A 22472-nucleotide genomic window follows, 5' to 3' on the forward strand; every position below is an offset into this window, starting at 1 on the left:
GGGAGACGGGCAACGCATGCACGCTGGGAGATCGGTCGCAAGAAGTCGCACGCAACGGCGTGCAGGCGCTGCACCGGACCACAGCACCCACATGGAACTCCCGACGCTCTCGTCGAGGGGTGGCTGAGCGAAGCAAGTCGAACGACACGTGCGCGAGCGCCGAGCGCCGCGAAGAGACGGGTGATGTAGGTGCTGCGGTGACGCGGCTTCCGATGACGTGGCGTGACGAGGGGAGGGGCACATGATCGAGACGATGAAAGCCGGTGTTCGTGTCGTTCTGGTGGCGTTCGTGGGCATCGCGGCCATCGGGTGCGCCGGTGCTTCCGAGGTCGATGACCTCGATCTCGACGGCGATGTCGAGCTCGACGAGGCCGACATGGAACTCCAGGCCCCGAACGCCTTGAACCCGAACGCCTTGAACCCGAACGCCCTGAACCCGAACGCCTTGAACCCGAACGCCTTGAACCCGAACGCCTTGAGCCACGTCGCGCTCGACACGACGGAGCTCTCCTCGCTCGCCCCACTCTCGGCCGCGAACACCGAAGGCGAGCTCGCGCGCCAGCTCCTCCGGTACACCACCCGCTGCGCGCTGACCCCGACGCAGTCGGTGTCCGTCGCCTGGGTCGACGCCGCCGGCGCCTACCACCAGGAACAATACCCTGGGAGCCTGGGCCTCGCCCCGTCGTGGGCGCAGGCACCGCTCGACGACGAAGAAGACCAGCGCTGGGTCTCCGCCTGCCTCGCGGCCCTGACCAACTGGTACGGCATCCAGGTCATCGTCTCCCTCCGCGGCTCCCACGTCGATCTCGTCGGCATCTCCACCGAAGAGGCCGCGACCTACACCGCAATCGAAGGCGCCTTCTGGGGCAACGTCTTCGGCCCCACGCCTGCCCTGTGGGCGTGCCACAACCCCGGGACGGCCATGTTCGCCCGCGCGAGGCGAAGGGACTGCGCCGCCGGTCACCTGGAGAAGAACCTCTCGACCGGTCAGCTCGTCCCGAAGGCGTGCGGCATGATCCAGCTCGCCGGCGATTGCAGCACCCTCTGCGAGCAAGCCGCGGCTGGCGGGGGACACTTCCCCGAGTGTCAGGCGAGCGGAGAGCAGGCCCCGAACCGTGACGTGATCACGACGTACCTGAGGTGAGAAAACGTCCCCGAGGTGAGAAGGGGAACGCCCGTCACGACGAGACGCACTGCTGCATCGCCTCTTGCTCCGCGACGCAGCCATCGGTCTCGAACTGACCTCCTCCGTATTCCTCCGAGCGGCACTCGGCCGTGGTGTGGAGGCACGAGAGCGCCGCATCGACGGCCTCGGCGCAGCCGTTCGTCTCCGCCGTGTTCCGCAGCCGCTCCGTCTCGATGACGCACGCATCCAGCGCCGGATCGCTGCACAGTTCGCAGGCGCACTTCGCCTCGCAGTACTCCTCGACGGCGCTCTTGCCGCAGCCGACCGTGGAAAAAACCGCGGCGAACGTCGAAACGAGAAACAGTGACCGAGTAAAATTCATGGGTAGGTTGAACCTCATGCGGCGCAACCTAGTCGACGAGAGGGCGGCTCTTCAACGCTCGCGTTGTGTGTATTCCCCTTCAAAAAGCGGTGTTTTCGCGCTGTCCAGAGGACCGCGACCTCGCTCTGCCGGGGGAGCTCGGCAGGTCAGTCCGCGCAGCGCGCGAGGTCCTGACGCTCCGAGTTGCAGCTTTCCAGGATGAAGTCGTCCCCTCGACAAGCGCTCTCATCGTTCGTGCAGCCGATCAGCTCATCCCACTCGTCTGCACAACCCAGGCTGGCGGCGCGCTCCTCGGCTCTCTCGAGAACGTCGATGCACTGGTTGTACTCCCGCTCGCTGCACCCCGTGCAATCGCAGCCATCGTCGCAGAGTTTCTCGATCTCGCTGCGGCAGCCAGCCATCGTGACGAGACCCACGCCGAGGCTCATGGTGAACACGAACGAGCGCAGGAGCGCAGGAAGGGGGGCTGAGCGCATGACAGGCAAGATACCGAACACCGCCGTGAAGTGACAGCGCTCACCCCGGAGCGTTCAGCGGCGCCTGGAGAGATTCAGTCCATGCAGTCGCGCAGATCGCGTCGCTCCGGACCGCACCGATCATCGTAGTCCCTGCCGCGGCACGTCGCCGTGTCGTCCACGCAGGCCACCCACTCGTCGAACTCGTCGGCGCACCGGCGATTGACGGCGCGACGCTCATCGCGCTCCACATCGTCGATGCACTCGTTGTACTCGCGGTTGCTACAGCCCTCGCAGTCGCACTTCGTATCGCAGATGGTCCCGACCGCGCTCCGGCAGCCCGACGCACCGATGCCGATGACCACACTGGTCGCGAGAAAGACTGCACGGAAAAGGACGGTTGAAGCAGATCGTCGCATGGTGACCAGGGTAGCGAGCGAGCCAGAGATGTCACGGCCAGCGTCGTACAGGCGGAGCCTGGACGTGGTGTACACCGTGTCCCCACAACCACGGTCACCCTCGTCCAAGAGCCCGCGTCCTGTTCCCGGTCTCACCCGCGGACATCCCTCTCGAGCGCCCATGGCCCATGGATCACCGGGAGAACGTGCATGACGCGTGTGCCCCCCACAGCGGCCGTACAGCACACGAACACACCTGCCGCACAGCACACGAACACACCTGCCGAGCCCCTCGCCGTTGCAGCGCGTGAGTTCATCACGCGCCGCTTTCGTGCCTCCGGATGAGCGAGAGCGGCATCTGGCGTGCCGACATCGATGTCGAAATCGTGCTTCTCGTCCGAACCAGCACCCCCGCCACGAGCACTCCCGCATGCAGCTCTCGTGCATGTCGGTGAGATGGTGAACACGCATCCGTCGCAAGGGTGCTCGCGCATCCAATCGCGAGGCTCGTCATGCATGTCGTCGCAAGGGTGCTCGCCCATCTCATCGCGAGAGTGCTCGCCCATCCGTCGAGAGGGAACTCGCGCCTGAAGAGCGACGTGCCCGCCTGACTGCGCGAGGACGCCGAGCCCGGGCCTCGGCCAGCCCATCGCCGGATGAACGGGAGCAGATTTCTCAGCCAGCGGCTTCTCTGCTATCTCCGCCAGGCGCACCGCATGCCCAGCTATGCCGTCGTCGCGGTCCCCGTACCGCTCTCGCAGCCGTTTCACTACGCCATCCCTGCGCACTTCGCGGCAGAGGTCCGACCGGGCGCGCGCGTGCTCTGCGAGTTCGGCCGCCGTCGCCTGGTGGGCGTCGTCCTCACCCTCTCGGACCGCGCTCCCCCCGTAGATCCCACGCGGATCAAGCCCATCGCCGCCGTCGTCGACCCCGAGCCGGCGCTCCCGGCCGAACTGCTCGCCTTCCTCCAGGAGCTCGCCGCGTACTACTTCGCCCCCATCGGCGAGGTCCTCCGCCTGGCGCTCCCGGCCCTGGAGCGCGACCAGGTCAAGGCCATGTCGGCCAAAGGCGCCTTCGGCGGCCCCCTCGACCTCGCCCGACAGAAGCAAGTCGGCGGCCGCAAAGTCCTCTTCGCCTGCCCCACCGACGCCCTCGAACCCCCGGGCACCCTCCGCGGCCAGGCCGCCGCCGTCCTTGCCCTTCTCCGCGCCAGCGGCGAGCAGCCCGTCGCGCGCCTCGAAGAGCGCTTCAAGGCCGCCCGCGCCGCCGTGAAGAAGCTCGCCGGCATGGGCCTCGTCACCCTCGACGAACGCGAACGCCCCCGCGACCCCTTCTTCCGCCTCCCCGAGACCCCAGACTCTCCCCCTGAGCTGAATGAAGCGCAGGCCCTCGCGGCCGAGCGCATCGACGCCGCCCTCGCCGCCCTCGCTCCCACCGCCGGCTTTGCCGTTGCCAGCTCACCTGCCGCCGGCTCTTCTGCCGCCAGCTCACCTGCCGCCGGCTCACCCGCCGCCAGCTCTTCTGCCGCCAGCTCACCCGCTGCCAGCTCACCTGCCGCCAGCTCACCCGCCACTGGCTCTTCTGCCGCCAGCTCACCTGCCGCCTTCCTCCTCTTCGGCGTCACCGGCTCCGGCAAGACCGAAGTCTACCTTCGCGCCATCGCCACCTGCCTCGCCCAGGGCCGCGGCGCCCTGATGATGGTCCCCGAGATCGCCCTCACCCCCCAGGTCGTCGCTCGCTTCCGCGCCCGCTTCGGCGACGACCTCGCCGTCCTCCACAGCGGCCTCAGCGACGCCGACCGCCACGCCATGTGGACCAGCCTCCGCACCGGCCGCGTCCGCGTCGCCATCGGCGCCCGCTCGGCCCTCTTCGCCCCCGTCCCCGACCTCGGCCTCATCCTCGTCGACGAAGAGCACGACGGCTCCTTCAAGCAAGAAGAAGGCGTCCGCTACCACGCCCGCGACATGGCCCTCCTCCGCGCCTACCGCGCCGGCGCCGTCTGCGTCCTCGGCTCCGCCACCCCCTCCCTCGAATCCATCGCCCTCGTCCGCCGCGGCAAGCTCACCGAGCTTCGCCTCCCCGAGCGCGCCCACCGCGAAGCCACCTTGCCCGAAGTCCACCTCGTCGACCTCCGCAAGTTCGGCGCTGGCCCCTCGGGCGACAAACTCATCTCCTTGCCCCTGCACCGCGCCATCGAGCAAGCCCTCAAGGCGAAGGACCAGATCATCCTCTTCCTGAACCGCCGCGGCTTCGCCCCCAGCGTCGTCTGCGAAGCCTGCGGCACCGTCGAGACCTGCGCCTCCTGCTCCGTCGCGCTCACCTACCACCGCGGCCGAAGGGCCCCCCGCGCGACCCCTGGCCCGCACGTCGCCTCCGCGGCGCTCTCCTCGGGCCAGACCGGCGAACTCCCTGGCCTCACCCCACCGCGCCCCCCCCCGCGCGGCAAGCTCCTCGTCCCCCCACCGGGCCACGACACCGACGACGACCACGTCCTCCGCGGCGGCCGCCTCCGCTGCCACTACTGCGACTACACCGGCCCGCTCCCCGACCGCTGCTCCGCGTGCAACGCCCCCTCCCTCGCCCTGGAGGGCCTCGGCACCGAGCGCCTCGAAGCCACCATCGCCGAATCCTTCCCCGAAGCCCGCGTCGGCCGCCTCGACCGCGACGTCGCCGGCGCCGACAAGACCGAAGCCATCCTGAACCGCATGCGCGCTGGCGAGATCGACATCCTCGTCGGCACCCAGATGGTCACCAAGGGCCACGACCTCCCCAGCGTCACCCTCGTCGGCGTCGTCAACGCCGACGCCGCCTTGAGCATCCCCGACTTCCGCGCCGCCGAGCGCGGCTTCCAGCTCCTCGTCCAGGTCGCAGGCCGCGCAGGCCGCCGCGACCGACCTGGCCGCGTCCTCATCCAGACCCGCAACCCCCAGCACCCAGCCGTCGCCTTCGCTGCGGCCCACGACGTCGAAGGCTTCCTCCGCCGCGAGCTCGTCGACCGCCAGGAAGTCGGCTACCCCCCGTACTCCCGCCTCGCCCTGATCCGCGTCGACGCCCCTGACGAGCAAGTCGCCCGCGACGCCATCGGCCTCCTCGCCGCCCGCGCCCGCACCAGCCCCGAAGGCCTCGCCCGTCGCGTCGACGTCCTCGGCCCCTCGGCCGCTCCCATCGCCAAGCTCCGCAACCGCTACCGCTTCCGCGTCCTCCTCCGCGCCGACGAACGCGGACCCCTGCGCGCCGCCGTCGCCGCCGTGAACGAAGCCAAGAACTCCATCGAACGCAGCGTCCGCATCGTGATCGACATCGACCCGGTCGCGATGCTCTGAGCGCGCCTCTCGGCCCTCTCCAGGGTCGCTTCACGACACAGCCGCCTCACGACACAGCCGCCTCACGGTCGCCTCACGGTCGCCTCACGCTCCCTGACCCATCGACCCGCCTCGGCATGAAGCCCAACGGTGCCACATGGTTTCACCCAGCAGGTGCACCAGAAAAGGCACCGACGAGCGATCACGCCATCAAGGCCACGCTGCGGTGTGGTTTCACCCGGCAGCTGCATCTGTGTGCTGTACAGCCGCCGAATATAACGAGCGGCGTATGTAACGGCCGCGTTATGTACGGTTTTTCGGCGATCCATGGTCCACGGGCCTTCGACGTCGACGCTGGAGGAACGCGCCATGCCCGCAGGGCACCGCGCGGCATGCAGCAGACGTCGCCTCGTGGTTGGCTCATCCCATCTCGATGTCGGATGTCGCTGCCTGATGAGCGGATGACACGGCCTTGCGACGGAGTGACCTGGCCTCGCGACTGGATGACGCGATCTCGTGACCGGGTGACGTGGGCTCGCGACGGAGTGACCTGGCCTCGCGACCGGGTGACGCGACCTCGCGACCGGGTGACGTGGCCTCGCGACTGAATGACGCCGCCTGACGACCGGATGATGCCGCCTGACGACCGGATGACGCCGCCTGACGACCGGATGACGCCGCCTGACGACCGGATGACGTGGGCGAACGCCCAGATGCCCTCGCCCCCTGCCCAGATGCCCTGCGCTTGCCCCTTCCTGCCTTCGCCATCTTGTCGGGCAGTATCTCCCCATCTCGCCCTACGAGCGCTTCTATGGCCCCATTCCGTGCCTTCCAGCCCCATCCACCTCTCTCCCAGGCAACGCTCACCTCTGCTCACATCAACCTCCAATTCTACATTTTCCGTTCACTCCTCCACTTGCACCGTACCGAACGGACCCTACCTTGACACCTCGCCGGCGCCTGAGGCCGAGCGCTGGCAGCCGAACCGAACGCACCTCGGCCCATCACGACACGACCCAACGCCACTGGAGGGAACCATGCCTGGAATCAGCGACTCCGCTCAGGTCGACGACCTGAAGATCCACCTCGAGACCCTTCTCGCCGCCGACAACGCGCGCAAGCTCGTGCCGCAAGGCGAGACCACCACCGAGCAGCTACGCCGCGAGAGCGCCGTCTTTCGCCCCCGCATCCGCCTGCGCCTCGAACAGGTCTTGGCCGACCTCACCGCCCAGACCCCGGGCCTCAGCAACGCCGAGGTCGCCAAACTCACGGCCACCCGCAGCGGCCGTGACGCCGTCGACACCGGCATCGCTGCCCTCGCGCGCGTCGACGACCACCTCCAGTCGGTCACCAGCGAGCGCAACCCCCTCATCGCCAAGGCCTACGGCGTCCACGGCCAGAACCCCGTCTCCTTCGGCGGCGTCCTGCGCAGCCTCGCCATGTGCCAGAAAGAAGACGACGCCCTCACGCTGCTCCCCGTCGACGACCTGCGCCGCGAGCACCTCTTCACCCCCGTCGTCCGCAGCGCCGTCGACACCGCCTACACCGGCCTCCGCGCCGTGCTCGGCGAACGCGAAGCAACGCGCGGCGAACTCTCCCGCAGCTACGCCGTCAAGCAAGCCACCATCGACGAAGCCGTCTCCAGCATCGCCGCTGCACGCCAGCACCTCTACGCCAACCTCCCGGACCGCAAGGTCGACCGCAACCTCTACGACTACGGCTTCCGCCCCATCCACGTCACCACGGGCCGCCGCGCGAACGGCTCCACGCCGGACGTTGCGGAGCCCCCCGCCTCCTGTCCCATGACCTGATCCCCGCCTCGCCGCGTCTCGCATCCCGCGCCTCCTGACGCGTCTCGCATCCCGCGCCTCCTGACGCGTCTCGCATCCCGCGCCTCCTGACGCGTCTCGCATCCCGCGCCTCCCACCTGCACGTCACGCTTCACGCATCCATCCATCCACGCATGGCGTGACGTGCCGCGCCTTCCATCCGCGCGCCACTCCGGAGGAACCTGGTGGTACCGTTCCCTGGCATGACGCGCCCCCATTGCTCCCCGTCACGTCCCCTGGCACGCCGCTCTCTTCGCGCACGCGGCGTGGCGCTCGGCCTGGCCGCCCTCGCGCTCTGCGGCTGCGCGCCTTCCGCGCCCCCGCAAGCCAGGACGACGCCGACGGTACTCCCGATCCGCCGACCCCCTCAGGTCGCGGCAGCGGCGCCCGTGTGGAAGATCGAAACCCTCGTCGACGTCATCCCTGCCGATGCCACGGTGGTCGCGCATCTCCCTCGCCCCGATGCCTTGCTCCAGCGCATGCCTCCGGCCCTCCTCGACGACTTCAGCGCGAGCATCCTGAGCGAGCTCGGCACCATGCCTGGCCTCGACACCACACAGATCGGAGCGCTCGCCACGGCGTTCGACGACGCCGTGGTGTTCGTCGGACCCAGCGGTCACGACCCCGTGGATCCCGAGCGTCGGGTCTGCTCCGCGATCCGCTTCAAGGACCCGGCGCCCGTCGAACGGCTGCTCTCGCTGCCCATCTTCCGCAAGACGGGCGACGAACGCTTCGCGATCGAGCACGAGCAGCAGAAAGTCCTCGCCTACGGCGCCTGGCTCAAGAGCGCGCGCGTCGCCTTGCTCTGCCGCGAACCCAAGCTCCTCTCCACCGCCCTGCGCGTGGCCGACCAGCGCGAACCCTCGTTCCGCACCTCCCCCTTGTTCAAGCCCGAGCGCGCCGAAGGCGCCTGGGTGACGATGGACCTCGCCCGCTTCGTCGGGCGCTCGCCTGGCGCACCCGAAGCAGGATCGCGCCTCGCCGCCTCGTTCTCGGCGGAGCCTGGTGCGCCCAACATCGAGCTCCAGTTCGTCGGCCACGGCGGGCGCTTCCCGCCCCTCGGCGCCCTGCTCGCGCCCACCCGCCACACCATGATCACCCGGCTCCCGAAGGGCCCCGTCTCCGCCTTCAGCGTGTCGCTCCAGCGCATGCCGGGCAAAACGCTGGCCGACCTGTTCGTTGCCGCAGGCAGCTCCATGGAGACGGCCGGCGTGAGCTTCACAAGTCTCATGCTCAGCGGCCTCGGCCTCGACCTGCCCACCCTGGATGGCGCCCTCGGTGGCGAGGTCGCGCTCGGCCTCTATGTCGACCCGAAGCGTGCCCCGGAGGCAGGCAAAGACCGGGTCGACACGATCCACGAGACCTCCACGATGCTCCTCTCGGTGGCCACGGCCAGCGAGGCCGCCCGACAGAAGGTCTTCCAGGTCGCGCTCGCGCAGGCCAAGAAGAAGCCGAAGAGGTTCAGGGTGAAGGGCAACACCATCATCGCGGACGCGGAGAACGGGCAGGAGCTGCGCGCAGAGCTGCGGCCTGGACAGCTCTTGATCGGCACAGGCGATCGAAAGCTCGTCGCCGACCTCTTCGCGCGCTTCGGTCGCGAGGGCGAGACCCTGGGCGCGAGCCCCGCGTTCGCCGCGACCCGCGCGCAGACGCCTCCCGAAGGACACCTCCTCGCCTACCTGGATCCTGGCGTGCTGAGCGCTTCGATCGCGGGCGTCCCCGGCATCCCGCCGAGCGCGGCGGACCGATCCGGCGCGCTCCTCGCGCTCACGCTCGCCCCGAGCGACCGTGGACTCGAGTTCACGGCCACCAGCCACGGCGGCGTCAGCGCCCTCGGCGACAGCGCAGCCCTCGCGATCTTCGGCGTGCAGAGATACCTCGCCCGCGCCAAGACCGCCGAGGCGAAGAGCATGGTCACGGCCATGTTCCGCTCCGCGGCCGCCTCCTTCGAGCGAGAGCGGCTCCCTGCCAGCCTCTCCGGCTCGGGCAGCCCGTCCTCGATCAAGGCGGTCCACAAACTCTGCGGCGCCGCGAACGCCGTGCCGGCGAGCGTCCCGAAGGGGACGAAGTACGTGCCCAGCGAAAGCCCCGGACAAGACTTCAACCAGGGGGACGACGACACCGGGTGGCGCTGCCTGCGGTTCGCCGCGAGCGACGCGATGTACTACCAGCTCGACTACCGCGCGGGCGGTGGATACAAGGGCCCCGCACGCGGCGGACCTGATCCGGGCAAAGACGGCTTCGAAGTCTCCGCCGAAGGCGACCTCGATGGCGACGGCAAGACCAGCTTGTTCACGAGGACCGGCCGCATCGTGAACGGCGAGCTGGTGCTCGACGAGTCGATGTTCATCGCCGACGAGCTGGAGTAGCCGGCGCCTCGCGCAGACGCCTTGCCTTCAGGCACCTTGCGCGCGGGCGCTGCGTGAGCGCTACGGCGTGAGACGTCGGAGCTGTCGGCGTCGTCGTCGCAGCATCTCTTCGTAGCGCGTGCCGAGCCACCCGAGGAACGCCTCGTTCCACACGGGTCCAGCGGGCCAGGCGCTGGTGATCGCTTCGGCAATCTCCAGATCGCCGTACGCATACAGATCCATGAGCGCCGTGTGCACCTCGCGTGCAGTGCGTGCCTCGCTTGCCGTACCCGCCGCGCGTGCCGTGCTTGCAGCGCGCGCCGTCGGCTCGCCCTCGGACTCCCCTCCCTCCGCGAGCGCCTCGTCGCAGACGTAGTAGTTGCACGTCGCCGAGCGTCGCTCCGGCGCGATCGTGCAGCCCCGCGCCCCCAGGTACACACACCGACCCGGGAACGCGCGCCCCTCCACCTCGGCGGGCGGATTCCGCAGGATGGCGAGCCCTCGCGGCGACGGACGGAGCCTGCCTGCGCCGATCTCGTCGAGCAACCACCCCGCCCCACCGAGCTGCACGATGCGCCCGATGTCGGCCCACGCGACCGCGGGCGGCGCCGCGCAGCAACCAGCGAGCCCATGCGGGCACGCCATGCAGAGGCTCGCGTGGATCCGGGTGTGAGGCCCGGCGAGCTCGACGCGGATCGGCGTGCGCGCAGTGTCGGTCGTGGTCACGGTCTCCGAGGCCCTCGTCCCGGCGTCCGCCGGCGGGGGCGGAGCCGGGTGTACCACGTCCTGGCCAGAGGCCAGCCCGCGACCCGTGAAACACCGCGTCATCGTGTCCCCTCGCGCACGCCGGACCTTTCCGACCCGCGGTCGGAGTGCTAGCGCCAGCACCATGAGCCTCGCGAAATTCCAGCCCAAGCGGGTCGGCGTCGTCTTCTCCGGAGGACCTGCGCCCGCGGCCAACGCCGTCATCTCGTCGGCCGCCTCGGCCTTCCGCCGCTCCGGCAGCGACATGCTCGGCTTCCTCCACGGCTACTCCGGCCTGCAGGACTACGACGCGGCGAAGCGCACCCTCGTGGCCGAGCAGGACTACCACGCCTTCACCGACCAGGACCTGCACGGCCTGCGCAACGAACGCGGCATCTTCATCGGCACCTCCCGCGCCAACCCCGGCAAAGGCATCCGCGGCCCCAAGGACCTCGACGACCCCCAGCGCACCGCCCCCTTGCGCCGCGTCTACGACGGCCTCGTCTCTCTCGGCGTCGAAGCCCTCGTCTCCATCGGCGGCGACGACACCCTCAAGACCGCGAACTTCCTCTACGAGTTCCAGCGCCGCCTCCCTGCCGACGCCCCCCGCGTCCGCGTCGTCCACGTCCCCAAGACCATCGACAACGACTACCGCGGCATCGACTTCACCTTCGGCTTCTTCACCGCCGTCGACGTCATGGCCCAGGAGCTGCTCAACCTCCGCGCCGACGCCCGCGCCACCAAGGGCTACTTCGTCGTCGAGACCATGGGCCGTAAGGCCGGCTGGCTCGCCTACGGCGTCGCCATCGCGGGCGAAGCCCACATGGTCGTCGGCGTCGAAGACGTCGAAGGCGCCCTCGCCGTCCAGGAAGAGATCAAGAACGAGACCACCGGCGCCGTCACCAAGGAGAACCGCCTCGACCTCGACGCCCTCGCCGAGCGCATCGTCGACCTCATCGTCGCCCGCGAAGCCCGCGGCAAGCACTACGGCACCATCGTCCTCGCCGAAGGCCTCGCCGAGCTCCTCCCCGAGTCCTTCCTTCGCGGCGTCGCCCGCGACGAGCACGGCCACGTCAGCCTCGGCAAGATCGACATCGGCAAGCTCATCGCCAAGATCGCCGGCGACCGCTACGAAGCCCGCACCGGCAAGAGCAAGAAGCTCACCGGCGTGCAGCTCGGCTACGAGTCCCGCTGCAGCGCCCCCCACGCCTTCGACGTCATGCTCGGCTGCCAGCTCGGCCTCGGCGCCTTCCGCGCCATCGTCGAAGAAGGCCTCGACGGCCACATGGTCAGCACCGCCGGCCAGCTCGACCTCCAGTACGTCCCCTTCGCCCAGCTCGTGAACCCCGAGACCCTGAAAACCGAGGTCCGCTTCATCGAACGCGGCAGCGACTTCCACCGCCTCGCCCGCGACCTGGAGACCCGCCTGCCCGGGAAGTGATCCGTGGCGTGAACCCGCAGGGACCGCCGCGGCCCGTCATCCGCCAGCGCCGCGGCGGCCTCCATCGCCCCGTGCCCCACGAGAAGACGCTCCCGAGGCGGAAGACAGCTTCCGGATGCGTGAACCGACCTTGCCACAGAAGCGCTCCAGCTCGGGGAGGCCGCGGAGTGCGTTGCGGCGCGACAGGAGGGGTAGAAGGGGCTGGACCAGAGCTTCGTAAGCCGGGCGCGATTTCTCTCGTTTCCCGCGCGAGCCAGGATCCGGCAGCATCCTGTCCGGCTCGGCAATCGCCTCGACATGCTTCACCTTGCTGTTCGCGGCCAGGAGCCAGCTCTCCGTGCGCTCGCGTGGAAGCACGATGACCACCGCGTCCGGCACCCCGCTGATCATCCAGTCTTTGACGTGATCGCAGAGGGGTTCGAGATCGTGCTCGCCTTCCTCGACGGCCCGGAGATGGGCGGTGACCTCGGGACTGCCACGCACGTCAGCGTCGACGTGCACGACAATGAGGTCGAGCGGAGATGCGGAGAGTTCCGGCGCCTCCTTGAGAAACTTTCGCACGCCCTGCCACCCGGGTCCCGTCCTTGGCTGAAGACGGTCGCTGTCGGGCTGGAGCAGGGCGAACACGACCTGGCGTGGATGCACCAGCGCGCCCACGATCGCGCGCAGGACGGCGTCGTCCGTCGTCCCCTCGCAGATGATGCCCACGCGGATCGGTGTCATTCGATGGAGGGGACGGCGCCGAGCAAGCCGCGCGTCCACATCTGGGAGAGCGTCACGCCCTTGGCTTGCGCCTCTTCGAGGGCGTCCGTGTAGGCGACCCGGTGGACCACGGTGTGGCCAGCCGTCGTGCGATCGACCGTGAACAGGCGGATCCGGTCGTTGTTGAGCGCGAGACCATCGAGAACGAGCGGGTTGTGGGTCGTGAGGAGGACCTGTTTGTGATTTCTGGCCATCAGGGCCTGCTCACCAAGCAGACGCACGAGCGCTCTCGCCAGACGGGGATGGAGCGCGTGGTCGATGTTCTCGACGGCGAAGAGCCGTGGCGTGCGTGGATGAAGCAGCAAGGTGAGGGCGAAGAGCACGTAGAGTGCCCCCTCGCTGGCATCGTACGCGGAGAGTCGGCTGAGATCGGAGCGCAGGTACTTGTCGGTGAACCGAAGAATCTCGGCGGCAGCAGGAATCGACGGGGAAACGAGATCGGGGGTGGGGGCTGAGACATCGACATCACTGGCCCAGTCGATCAACGCGAAAAGATCCTCCAGGGGCAGCGACCCGAACAACCCCTTCTTCGGCTGCAAAAGCTGTCCGACGGCTTCGGCGAGCCTCCCACCCTGCAGTCCGAGCGGATCGAGTGGCAGTGCGTCGGCCATCGTTCCTCGGAGAATTGCCGTCTGGGGATCGTAGATGACGAACTCCGCGAGTCGATTCAGCATGCCGGTGACTCGAGCCGTGGCGACCTCCATCGTCTGGAAGACGGGCGCGATGCCTCGGTACGCATCGGCGAGTTTCAGCGGCTCTTTCTTGTCACCTTTCCAGAGGTTGGCGCCACGAGGCGAGCGGGTGACGAGCTTCTCTTCTCTGAAACGCAGCGTTTCGGTGGAAAAGCGCCACGGCGTCGCTGCGGAGTCCTTCGGATTGTCGAGCGTCACGTCGTAGCGAGCGCCTGCTGGGGAGGCTCCGCTCAGCTTGATGACTCGGGGAAGGCGGTCGTTGGGGGCGCTCTTGTCGAAGGCGCTCTTGAAGAGCCTGGGCACGCCAGGCCGCACGCCGCGACGGAGCAGCTCGGCGTCGTCGACCCGGCCCGCGGCTGCCGCGCCGAGCACACCGAGGGCTTCCAGAAGGGCGGTCTTGCCCGAGCCATTGGCGCCAATGAAGACATTGAGATACCCGAGTTCGAGGTTCTGCTTTCGTATCGACTTGAAGCCCTCGATGGTGACCGTCTTGAGAATGTCGAACACGCGAGCAGGAGCGCGATACCTGAACCCAGACACGCGGCGCATCGGACCCCCATCCCTCGAAGTCGTCAACCCGCTGTGAACGTCGCAGCCGGGGACCGGTCCTTGCGCTGCCTGGTGCGGCCGGTCCGACCCGAGCCCTTGACCCTCCCCCCCATCCGACGCTGGCCGCCGCCCGCTGCACCGGATACAGATCAAGGCATGGCAAATCCGTCCCCGAGCGAGCGGTTCCGCGCCTCGTTCGCGCGCTGGGCGCGACGGGTTCGCCGCCGCCGCGCCCTCGGGGTGGTCTTGAGCGGCGCCGCCCTCGGCCTCGCGGTCGGCATCGGCGGCGCGGCCGCAGCCTGGCAGACGAGGCACGGCGCCCTCCGCCCCTTCGCCGCGGCCGGTGGACTCCTCGGTGCTGCCGCTGGCGCCGTGCTCGCGCACCGCCGTCGCTGGCCGGACACCAGCGTCGCCCTCTACCTCGATGGCCGCCTCGGCTCCAAGGAGACCATCGCCACCGCCCTCGAACTCGACGCCGACGAAGGCTCCGAGCCCGCCCGCGCCGTCGTCGTCTCCCAGGCCGAAGGCGTCCTCGGCCGCGCCACCCCCCGCGAAGTGCGCCCCCGCGTCTGGCGCACCTGGCACGCCGCCATCCCCATCGCGGCCGGCGCGATCGGCTACCTGAGCTGGATCCCCTTGCCGCCCCTGCCGCCCGAGGCCGCAGCGCCCCCGGGCGCCGAGCAGGTGCGGCTCGCCGACGTCACCTCTCTGGAACGCGCCATCGCCCTCGGCGAAGCCAACGCGCGTGACGAAGCCCAGCGCGAGCGCCTGAAGAAGCTCGCCGAGGACGCCAAGAAGCTCCGGGACAAGCTCCGCGAAGGCGTCGAGAAACGCGAAGCCCTGGCCGACCTGTCGAAGCTGCGCGACGGCATCACCGCCGAGCGCCTCTCGCTCGGCGCCGGTGAAGAGCGGCAAGGCATGGAGTCGGCGCTCGGCAAGCTCGGCGACAACCCCGACCTCAAGGACGCCGCGAAGGCCCTCGGGGACCGCGACATGACCTCCCTCGACGAGGAGATGGAGCGCCTCGCCAACAAGCTGGAGAAGGAAGACCGCGAGCGCGCGCAGCAGACCCTCGAAGAAGCCGAAAAGGCCGCGCGTGGGGCTGGCGCGCAGGGCGTGGCGAAGGCGCTGGAGGAACAGCGCAAGCGCCTCGAAGCGCTCGGCAAGAAGAGCGAGAAGCTCAAGGAGCTGGCGAAGGCGCTCGGTGAAGGCCTCGGCGAGGAAGGCAAGCAAGCGCTGAAGGACCTCTCGCAGGTCGGCGATCCCGAGGATCTCCAGCAGCTCGCCGAGAGCATGGAGAAGGCCCTGTCCGGCCTGAGCGCCGAGGAGCGCAAGCAGCTCGCCGAGAACATGAAGCGGCAAGCCGAAGCGTCACCCGAAGGCGCTCCGGGCGAGGGCCCGTCCCCCGAAGAGATGCAGGACCTCGCCGACCAGCTCGCGACGCCCGAGGGCATCGCGCAGCTCAAGGAGCAGCTCCGGCAGATGGCGCAAGCGCCGCCCCCGGGGAGCGGGGAAGGGGAGCGTCAGAAGGGGCTCGAAGGCGCGCAGGAAGGCACGGGCGGTCTGGAAGGACAGCTCGGGGGACAAGCGATGCCGCTGCCCATGGCGGGCGCATCCGGGCAGAATGGCAGCCAAGGGGGTCAGCAAGGCAGCCAGGGGGGGACGAACGGGGGAGGGAGCAGCGGGGGAAGCGGTAAAGATCAAGGTGGAGCGACGCCAGGCCACAGCGAGGGGGGAGGGCCGGGCTCGCACGATGGACAGACGGGGAAGGTGACCGGAGGGGACCTCCGGGCACGGGCGAAAGCCAGGATGAACAAGGGGGTACCGATGCCGGGGATGGTGCTGGGACGAACCGCTGGGCGGCCCGGAGAAAGCGCGAACGTGCGCGGAGAAGGGGCGCTCGGTGTGGTCGGGCCCGACGAGGTGGGCGCGATCGATCGAAGCGAGGTGCCCGAAGAGTATCGGGAACAGGTCGGGCGGTACTTCCAGCCGAAATGACACACCACGCCCCCTTCGCGTCTCCGCCCGACGGTCTGCCGGGGCCGGAGTCCTCCATCCGTCACGCCGAGCGCCTCGCCGCGCCGGAGTCTTCCATTCGCCACGCCGACGGCCTCGCCGCGCCGGCGTCCACGCCTCGGCATGCCGACGGCCTCGCCGCGCCGGCGTCCACGCCTCGGCATGCCGACGGCCTCGCCGCGCCGGAATCCACGCCGCTCGACACCGCCGAGGTGGAGGCGCCGGCGTCCTTGCCTCCCGACCTCCCGCGCGAGTGGTACTTCGGTCGTCACTCGATGCATTTCGAGCCGCCGGACCTCCAGGTCGTGGTGCTCGAAGGCGAGGTGAGCGCCGACGACATCCAGTTCATCGCGGATGCCAATCGCCCCTTCTACGAGCAGGCGTCGCTCTCGATCAGCCTCATTCTCTTGAAGAGCGTCGCGGTGGCCTCGCCAGGCACCCGCAAGGCGGTGGCCTCGAACCCGATGAGGCCCATCCCTCACGTGCTCGCCTTCGTGGGCGGCTCGTTCGCGACGCGGGTGGTGACCACCGTCGTCCTGCGCGCGGCCAACCTGATCACGCCCGGCAAGACGCTGTTCGCCTTCTTCGACGACGAGAAGCCCGCGCGGGAGTGGATCGACGCGCGCCGCCGTGAACTCTCGTCCAGGGCAGCGACGCCGGCAGCTTCCCCCGCTCCCTGAGACCTCCGGCCGGGCACTTCACTGGCGGCGTACTTCGCCGGCGGGGCGGCGGGGGCACGCGCCCCTGCCGTGGGAAAGAGCCCTCAGGGCGCCCGGGGGGGCACGGGCGGCGGAGGCTCTGGCTGGGAGGGCGTCTTCGGGGGCTTGATCGGAGGCGACAGCAGATCGCCCGTGATGTTCAGCGCCGCGACGATGTATGGCACGCCCTGCGACACGTCCTGCCCGGTCCGGTACGGCGACTTCAACCACCAGTTCAGGACGAGCAGCAAGGTCGGCTCGATGGCGGCGCCGTCGGGCTGTTTGAAGGTGTAGGCGGCGACGGGGCCAATGCGGTGGATGGCGCCCGGCGCGCTGGGGCGGCTATCGCCTGGTGCGAAGTGGTCGTCCGAATAGAGCGCCTGGGCCGTGGTCCAGCGCAGGCCCACGCTGAGGCTGTTGTCGAGGCCCTGAACGAGGACGTCGGTGTCATTCGAGTACCACCAGCCGCCATCTCCGACGAGGAGATCATAGAAGATGTCGTAGAAGACCCGATCGCCACCCCGGATCTTCATGTCCGGCCGCCCGACGCGCAGCAGATTGCGCGCGGCCACGGGCCCCACCTTGAACTGGAGGTTCGCACCGAGAATGAGCTGCGTGCCGGTCGTCGAATAGTTCTTCAGCGGGTCGCCGCTCTCCAGGCCGTTGCGACGCGACAGCTCGGAGTCGCTGTAATTGGCATTCGCGGCCGAAGGGAACGATTGCAAGAAGTTGAACGCGCCGAAATAGCCGATGACCTCGTACAGGCCCCAGAGCTGGAGGAAGCTCGCCGGCTGGATCTCCACCGTGGGGCCGATGCGGGCGAAGGCGCCGCTCAGCGAGGGCGCGACACCGACGGAGATGAAATTGTCGCGGAGGGCGACGCTCTCGCTTTCGTAGAGCCGATAGCGATAGGTGAGCCGACCGTCGGTGATGAGGCCGAGGGGATTCCACCGGAACAGGGTGAGATCGCGGTAGACAATGCGGTGCTCGGGCGGCGGTCCGTCGCGGTAAGCCTGGGCTCTGGCGTCCGGAGCCGCGGTCAGGAGGGTGAAAGCAGCGACGAGAGAGAGAGAGAGGCGCATGGGTCTCCGCGCAGAGATCTCCTGGCGAGCAAGAAGCTCACCCGATTCATGCAGGTTATGGTCTGCGCGCGAACGGGGTCAAGCATCCAGGACGCACGCTCGAAGCGCCGAACGGATTCCCCGAGGCGCCGAGGAATGCAGCGCGTCAGCCCTCTCGTCGAATGCAGCGCGTCATTGCCTCGACGAGCGCGAGACGCGGGGAAACGTCAGCGCGTCATGCAGGTCGACGCGTGCGCCGGCTGCGGAGCCCGAGCAAGGCAAGGAGGGCGAGTGCGCCTCCGCCAGCCGCGCCGGCCGCGCCACCCGTGCCCGGGGTGGAGCACCCGCAGCCCCCCTCGTCGGGCGCTGCCGGGGCGCTGCCGCCGGCCGTCGAGGTGCTGCCGCCCGCGCCCCCGTCGCTCGTCCCGCCCGCGCCTCCGGCGCTCATCCCGCCCGTGCCCGGCGCGCCTCCCGCGCCGCCCGCGCCGCCTTCGCCGCAGATGTTGGTCAAGGCGCAGCCGATCGCGGGGTCGCAGGTGTCGTCGGTGCAGGGGTCGCCGTCATAGCAGTAGATCTGCGGCCCCGTGACGCAGACGCCGAAGGCGCAGACCTCGGGGCCGTGGCAGAGGTCCCCGTCCTCGCACGGCTGGGTGTTGTGCTCGACCACGCAGCCGAGCTGGGGATCGCAGGCGTCGTCGGTGCAGGGGTTCTGGTCGTTGCAGTCCGGCATCCCCCCGCCGACGCAGGCCCCATTGACGCAGGTATCGCCCGTCGTGCAGAGATTGCCGTCCTCGCACGGGGTGCCGTTCGGCTGCCCCTGGCAGGTGGGCATGGCGAGCAAGGCCTGGGTCATGAGCACCGGGGCCGCGCCCGGGACCTGCTTGTTGTGGAGCCACAGGTTCCAGATGGTGTCGCCCCAGAGCCGGAGCTTCGCGAAGAAGGGGTCGGTCTGCGCGACGTAGGCCTGCGGCTCTCCGGAGAGGGTGGGGGAGGCGAGCGTCCCACCATTGCCATTGATCTGATCGCGCAGAAACTCCATGTATTCGCGGCTGGTCGTCTGATAGTACAGCGCGACGACGACCCGATCCCCGCCCTGGGGGAGCGTGATGGAGACATCGTCGTGGCCGCCGGCATACTCGGCCGCCGTGAAATGGGAAGGCGCCGCGGCGCCGGCCCAGTGGGGCTCCGCCTGGCGCGCCGCCGCTTCGGCCACGCGGAAGCCACGCGGGGGAATGCGGTTGTCCTTGTGCATCCCCGTGGCGAGCACGAAATGGAAGGTGTGGTCCTGGCCCGTGAGATTGCTGCTCGAATGGGCCTCGTACACCAGCGCGTCGTCGTGGCTCTCGGCCGCGCCGAGGGCCGGGCTGCCCGGTGAGCCGGCGAGGCCCTTCAAGGTGCCCGCGGCGCCGTCGTAGGGATTCACCTCGTGGAGGAGGTTCGCCCCCTGGTAGAGCCGGACGCCGACGAACATGCGCCGCCCCTCGGGGTAGCCGGTGATCAGCTTGTGCCCGGTGTGGTTCTGGATGCGGAACGACAGGGCGCCGGTGGCCGGATCGTACGCGAGCTGCTCGATGGCCGCGGCGCGCTTGAGCTGCATGACGGCGCGGTTCGAGGCGGCGAGGAGCGCATGGGGATCCAGGCCGAGGCCCGCGTCGAGGTCGAGCGTGAGGGCGTTCGGGCCCTGGCGGAGCAAGCTCGCGTTCTCGGGGTCGTAGTTCGGCGAGGTGGGGACGGTGCTCGCCAGGATCCAGGGAATGAAGGCGTTGCCGCCGGTGAGATCGTGGATGCCCTGGCCGCCCAGCGGGTGCTCGACGCTCTCCGTGGGCCGGATGCGCGCGTCGAACTCGTCACATCCCGGGCCCGTGCGCTGCGGCATGTGGCAGTCCTGGCAGGTCGCGATCACGTTGCCCGGACGCGAGGTGACGAAGCTCGACGGCTCGTACGGACCGATGCCCGGTGCGCCGCCGGGCTGCCCGTAGTCCGAGAGCATGAACTCGGAGAACGTGCGCTCGACGCCGTGGTACGCGAACGCCGACTGCTCCTCGCTGGGCAGGACGGTGGCGCCATCTCCTGGCGTCGTCGCCGTGAACGCCCGGTTCGCGAGCGCCGAGTTGGAGACGTCGTGGCACGTGCTGCAGAAGAACTTGCTCTTGTGGTAGCGGCTGTACCCGGTGCTGTGCGGTGACACGGCGTCGGCGTAGGGGCCGCGCTTTCGGATGTCGGCGGCGACGTGGTACTGCCCGCTCGCGTTCTCGGTGTAGCCGGGCAACGCCGGCTGATTCTGAGCATCGTAAGCAGGAGCGCCGTTGAACAGGGTGATCGCCTGGGCCTCGGTCGCGTCGCGCGTCTGGGCGAGCGCCGCTGCGGCCTGCGACGGGGTGGAGCTCATGCCGGACTCGCCCCAGTAGCCCGACCAGTCGTCGCCCTCGCGCAGCCCGGCCGCCGTGGCCGAGAAGAAGGGATCGAACATGCGGTGGCAGCCGTCGCACTGCACCCCATCGAAATCTCGCCCCGCCATCATGCTGCCGTTCGGCGGATCGGAGCGGCCCCCGAGCCAGCCCCCGATCATGTGGCAGCGCTCGCAGAGATCCGCGGCGTTGGGGCGACCGAACGCCCAGATGGAGTCCTGCGCGGCGACGGTCATCGCCGCCCAGAAGAAGGGATCACGCCCCGCCTGGGCCATCATCGAGCCGCGCCAGGTGAAGCCGGACTCGATGTTCGGATCGAAGTCCGCGTGGCAGTCCATGCACGAAGCCGACGCCTCGAGGATCAACCCCTGGTCGGGCTGGGTCCCGGGCATGCGCACCAGGGGATCGTCCTCGACCGCCAGAGGTGTCCACGCCCACGCTGCGGCGGGCGCGATGGCGAGGCTCAACGCCAGCGCTCCACCCAGACCACCTCGGCGCCTCCCCGAATCCCCGCGTCCGCCCTGCTGCCGCATGACCTGCGACCGTATCATCGTGCCTGCTCGGTTGGATCTCCGACCGCTGGCGCAGCGGAAGTCCCACGTTCTGGTGTAGGCTCCGGACGCCCTCGTGATTGGACAGATACTCGACGACAGATACGAAATTTCCCGCCCCATCGGAGGCGGAGGCATGGGGACCGTCTACGAGGCGCGTCACCGCGGGACCGGACGCCGCGTCGCGGTGAAGGTGCTGAGCGGCTCGGTCAGCCGGAACGAAGCCGCGCTGGCGCGGTTCGAGCGCGAGGCGAAGGCCGCCGGCTCGATCCAGTCGCAGTACATCACCGAGGTGCTCGACACGGGCGCCGACCCGGTGACCGGCCAGCCGTTCATCGTCATGGAGTACCTCGACGGCGAGGACCTCTCCCAGGTGCTCGCGCGCACCCAGCTCCTCTCCCCGGACGCCGCGCTCCGCATCGCGGCCCAGACCGCGCTCGGCCTGTCGCGGGCCCACGAGGCGCGGGTGATCCACCGCGACATCAAGCCCGGGAACCTGTTCCTCTTGCGCGGCGAGAGCGGCGAGCTGACGGTGAAGGTCTGCGACTTCGGCGTCGCCAAGATCGTCATCGACCGGCTCCAGGACGTCGACAACAGCGGGCTCACCCGCACCGGCAGCGTGCTCGGCTCACCCCTCTACATGTCGCCCGAGCAAGCGCGCGGGAACAAGGACATCGACCCGCGCAGCGACCTCTGGTCGCTCGGCATCGTGCTCTACCAGATGCTCTCGGGGCGCAGGCCGCACGACGACATCACCGCCCTCGGCGAGCTGATCATCGCCATCTGCAGCGAGCCGCCGCCGCCGATCCAGGACGTGGCGCCCTGGGTGTCGCCCCAGCTCGCCGCGGTGGTGCACGGCGCCCTCCAGTTCGATCCCGCGCAGCGGTTCCAGAGCGCGGCCGAGATGTTCGAGGCGATGCGCGCGCTTCTCCCGGAGCGGTGGGCGCTGGACGCGGCGATGCTCGCTCCTCCCACCGAGGCGGTGCGTCAGGTGGTGGCGCCGCGCCTCGATCCAGCGATGGCCGTGCCCGCCCTGGGGCGCGCCATGCCCGTCCCTTCGCCGGAGGCGCGCGCCGTACCCCGCATTTCGGACCTCGAAGCCGACGGGCCTAGCTCCGACTTCGCGCCGACCCTCGTCGGCACCCCCATCTCCTCCGTGATGCACCCGGAGGGGCTGCGTCTACCTGCCGCCCCGTTCCCCCCAGGCCCTCCGGGCCCGCCGGGTTTCCAGCCGCCTGCCCCGATCCCGACCGGGAGCCAGCGCAGTAGCGCGGGCCTCTTCGTGCTGATTCTTCTGCTGGTCGGTGTGGGCTCCGCGCTCGTGGTCTACTTCCTGAGCCGGGGATGAGCCGCCGTTTCGTGAGCCGATGACGATCCGCCGTCGGCTGGGCCCATCGCCCCGAACGTGGTCATGAATCCCAGGCGCGACGCCGCGAGCCTGCCCACCACATAAGCATCCCAGCCCCATAATCGATCTCACCGAGACCGCGCCCTCTGGGTGGTGGGTCACCCGCGACGACCTGCTGCATGACCAGGGCAGAGTGGGAAACCTCAGGAGCAGACAGAGGGAATGGCCTGAGGCATACACACGAGCTGCCTCACATTGAGCAGGATGTGGGCTGCTCGGGGAACAATTTAGTTGCGCGCGTACACGCCGACGCCCATATTGCCAATAGCATCATAAGCGCAATTTTATTGATCTAGTGGTTG

16 protein-coding genes are annotated in these 22472 nt (G+C 69.4%); 8 read left to right on the forward strand and 8 right to left on the reverse strand.

Annotated elements, in window-relative coordinates:
• Nucleotides 1–241: 241 nt before the first annotated feature.
• A complete protein-coding gene (locus tag CMC5_RS07935; protein ID WP_050429831.1) occupies nucleotides 242–1144 on the forward strand; it encodes a hypothetical protein in 903 nt (300 codons plus the stop codon).
• A 34-nt stretch (nucleotides 1145–1178) separates the two neighbouring features.
• On the opposite strand, the gene CMC5_RS07940 is transcribed toward CMC5_RS07935, so the two are convergent.
• From CMC5_RS07940 to CMC5_RS07950, 3 genes are all read right to left on the reverse strand, one after another.
• Nucleotides 1179–1508 carry a hypothetical protein gene (locus CMC5_RS07940; RefSeq protein WP_050429832.1) on the reverse strand — a complete coding sequence of 110 codons (330 nt, stop codon included), beginning with the start codon at nucleotides 1506–1508 and terminating at the stop codon, nucleotides 1179–1181.
• A gap of 146 nt (nucleotides 1509–1654) precedes the next feature.
• Complete coding sequence (locus CMC5_RS07945) at nucleotides 1655–1984, reverse strand: hypothetical protein (RefSeq protein ID WP_156338344.1); 330 nt, start codon at nucleotides 1982–1984, stop codon at nucleotides 1655–1657.
• Between the two features lie 74 nt (nucleotides 1985–2058).
• Nucleotides 2059–2382: a hypothetical protein gene (locus tag CMC5_RS07950; protein ID WP_156338346.1), complete on the reverse strand. Its 324-nt coding sequence runs from the start codon at nucleotides 2380–2382 to the stop codon at nucleotides 2059–2061.
• 695 nt (nucleotides 2383–3077) lie between these two features.
• On the opposite strand from CMC5_RS07950, the gene priA reads away from it, so the two are divergent.
• From priA to CMC5_RS42195, 3 genes are all read left to right on the forward strand, one after another.
• Nucleotides 3078–5684, forward strand: a complete 2607-nt coding sequence (priA, locus tag CMC5_RS07960; protein WP_050435774.1) for a replication restart helicase PriA — start codon at nucleotides 3078–3080, stop codon at nucleotides 5682–5684.
• Nucleotides 5685–6700: 1016 nt separating this feature from the next.
• Nucleotides 6701–7474: a hypothetical protein gene (locus CMC5_RS07965; protein WP_050429836.1), complete on the forward strand. Its 774-nt coding sequence runs from the start codon at nucleotides 6701–6703 to the stop codon at nucleotides 7472–7474.
• A 221-nt stretch (nucleotides 7475–7695) separates the two neighbouring features.
• On the forward strand, nucleotides 7696–9861 hold the full coding sequence (locus tag CMC5_RS42195) for a hypothetical protein (RefSeq protein WP_218920240.1): 2166 nt from the start codon (nucleotides 7696–7698) through the stop codon (nucleotides 9859–9861).
• A 60-nt stretch (nucleotides 9862–9921) separates the two neighbouring features.
• Here CMC5_RS42195 and CMC5_RS07975 read toward each other — a convergent pair whose 3' ends face one another.
• Nucleotides 9922–10668, reverse strand: a complete 747-nt coding sequence (locus CMC5_RS07975; protein WP_245678343.1) for a hypothetical protein — start codon at nucleotides 10666–10668, stop codon at nucleotides 9922–9924.
• A 61-nt stretch (nucleotides 10669–10729) separates the two neighbouring features.
• Here CMC5_RS07975 and CMC5_RS07980 point away from each other — a divergent pair, with 61 nt between their 5' ends.
• Nucleotides 10730–12025: a 6-phosphofructokinase gene (locus tag CMC5_RS07980; RefSeq protein WP_050429838.1), complete on the forward strand. Its 1296-nt coding sequence runs from the start codon at nucleotides 10730–10732 to the stop codon at nucleotides 12023–12025.
• A 36-nt stretch (nucleotides 12026–12061) separates the two neighbouring features.
• Here CMC5_RS07980 and CMC5_RS07985 read toward each other — a convergent pair whose 3' ends face one another.
• Both CMC5_RS07985 and CMC5_RS07990 read right to left on the reverse strand, forming a co-directional pair.
• Nucleotides 12062–12748 (reverse strand): hypothetical protein, encoded by a 687-nt coding sequence (locus CMC5_RS07985; RefSeq protein ID WP_050429839.1) that lies wholly within the window; start codon nucleotides 12746–12748, stop codon nucleotides 12062–12064.
• Nucleotides 12745–14028 carry an AAA family ATPase gene (locus CMC5_RS07990; RefSeq protein ID WP_050429840.1) on the reverse strand — a complete coding sequence of 428 codons (1284 nt, stop codon included), beginning with the start codon at nucleotides 14026–14028 and terminating at the stop codon, nucleotides 12745–12747. The genes CMC5_RS07985 and CMC5_RS07990 overlap by 4 nt, the downstream gene beginning before the upstream one ends.
• A 156-nt stretch (nucleotides 14029–14184) precedes the next feature.
• Between CMC5_RS07990 and CMC5_RS07995 the strand changes: the two genes are divergently transcribed.
• Nucleotides 14185–16026, forward strand: coding sequence for a hypothetical protein (locus CMC5_RS07995; RefSeq protein WP_050429841.1), 1842 nt, complete (start codon nucleotides 14185–14187; stop codon nucleotides 16024–16026).
• The gene (locus CMC5_RS08000) at nucleotides 16023–16724 is read left to right on the forward strand and encodes an STAS/SEC14 domain-containing protein (RefSeq protein WP_050429842.1); all 702 of its coding nucleotides are present in this window, start codon (nucleotides 16023–16025) and stop codon (nucleotides 16722–16724) included. Before CMC5_RS07995 ends, CMC5_RS08000 begins: the two co-directional genes overlap by 4 nt.
• 83 nt (nucleotides 16725–16807) lie before the next feature.
• Here the strand turns inward: CMC5_RS08000 and CMC5_RS08005 are convergent, their stop codons facing one another.
• Both CMC5_RS08005 and CMC5_RS08010 read right to left on the reverse strand, forming a co-directional pair.
• On the reverse strand, nucleotides 16808–17824 hold the full coding sequence (locus CMC5_RS08005; RefSeq protein WP_050429843.1) for a hypothetical protein: 1017 nt from the start codon (nucleotides 17822–17824) through the stop codon (nucleotides 16808–16810).
• A gap of 214 nt (nucleotides 17825–18038) precedes the next feature.
• Entirely contained in the window at nucleotides 18039–20678 is a 2640-nt protein-coding gene (locus tag CMC5_RS08010; RefSeq protein WP_169796480.1) for an MYXO-CTERM sorting domain-containing protein, read from the reverse strand.
• A 160-nt stretch (nucleotides 20679–20838) separates the two neighbouring features.
• On the opposite strand from CMC5_RS08010, the gene CMC5_RS08015 reads away from it, so the two are divergent.
• Nucleotides 20839–22110, forward strand: a complete 1272-nt coding sequence (locus CMC5_RS08015; protein ID WP_281180839.1) for a serine/threonine-protein kinase — start codon at nucleotides 20839–20841, stop codon at nucleotides 22108–22110.
• Nucleotides 22111–22472 lie beyond the last annotated feature (362 nt).

Source organism: Chondromyces crocatus (assembly GCF_001189295.1).
GTDB lineage: Bacteria > Myxococcota_A > Polyangia > Polyangiales > Polyangiaceae > Chondromyces > Chondromyces crocatus.

What these genes read in the sequence shown, in the direction of transcription:
- CMC5_RS07965 (WP_050429836.1), top strand. Translation starts at nt 6,701, where the DNA reads ATGCCTGGAATCAGCGACTCCGCTCAGGTCGACGACCTGAAGATCCAC.
- CMC5_RS42195 (WP_218920240.1), top strand. Translation starts at nt 7,696, where the DNA reads ATGACGCGCCCCCATTGCTCCCCGTCACGTCCCCTGGCACGCCGCTCT.
- CMC5_RS07975 (WP_245678343.1), bottom strand. Translation starts at nt 10,668, where the DNA reads ATGACGCGGTGTTTCACGGGTCGCGGGCTGGCCTCTGGCCAGGACGTG.
- CMC5_RS07950 (WP_156338346.1), bottom strand. Translation starts at nt 2,382, where the DNA reads ATGCGACGATCTGCTTCAACCGTCCTTTTCCGTGCAGTCTTTCTCGCG.
- CMC5_RS08000 (WP_050429842.1), top strand. Translation starts at nt 16,023, where the DNA reads ATGACACACCACGCCCCCTTCGCGTCTCCGCCCGACGGTCTGCCGGGG.
- CMC5_RS07980 (WP_050429838.1), top strand. Translation starts at nt 10,730, where the DNA reads ATGAGCCTCGCGAAATTCCAGCCCAAGCGGGTCGGCGTCGTCTTCTCC.
- CMC5_RS07935 (WP_050429831.1), top strand. Translation starts at nt 242, where the DNA reads ATGATCGAGACGATGAAAGCCGGTGTTCGTGTCGTTCTGGTGGCGTTC.
- CMC5_RS07985 (WP_050429839.1), bottom strand. Translation starts at nt 12,748, where the DNA reads ATGACACCGATCCGCGTGGGCATCATCTGCGAGGGGACGACGGACGAC.
- CMC5_RS07940 (WP_050429832.1), bottom strand. Translation starts at nt 1,508, where the DNA reads ATGAATTTTACTCGGTCACTGTTTCTCGTTTCGACGTTCGCCGCGGTT.
- CMC5_RS07945 (WP_156338344.1), bottom strand. Translation starts at nt 1,984, where the DNA reads ATGCGCTCAGCCCCCCTTCCTGCGCTCCTGCGCTCGTTCGTGTTCACC.
- CMC5_RS07990 (WP_050429840.1), bottom strand. Translation starts at nt 14,028, where the DNA reads ATGCGCCGCGTGTCTGGGTTCAGGTATCGCGCTCCTGCTCGCGTGTTC.
- CMC5_RS07995 (WP_050429841.1), top strand. Translation starts at nt 14,185, where the DNA reads ATGGCAAATCCGTCCCCGAGCGAGCGGTTCCGCGCCTCGTTCGCGCGC.
- priA (WP_050435774.1), top strand. Translation starts at nt 3,078, where the DNA reads ATGCCCAGCTATGCCGTCGTCGCGGTCCCCGTACCGCTCTCGCAGCCG.
- CMC5_RS08005 (WP_050429843.1), bottom strand. Translation starts at nt 17,824, where the DNA reads ATGCGCCTCTCTCTCTCTCTCGTCGCTGCTTTCACCCTCCTGACCGCG.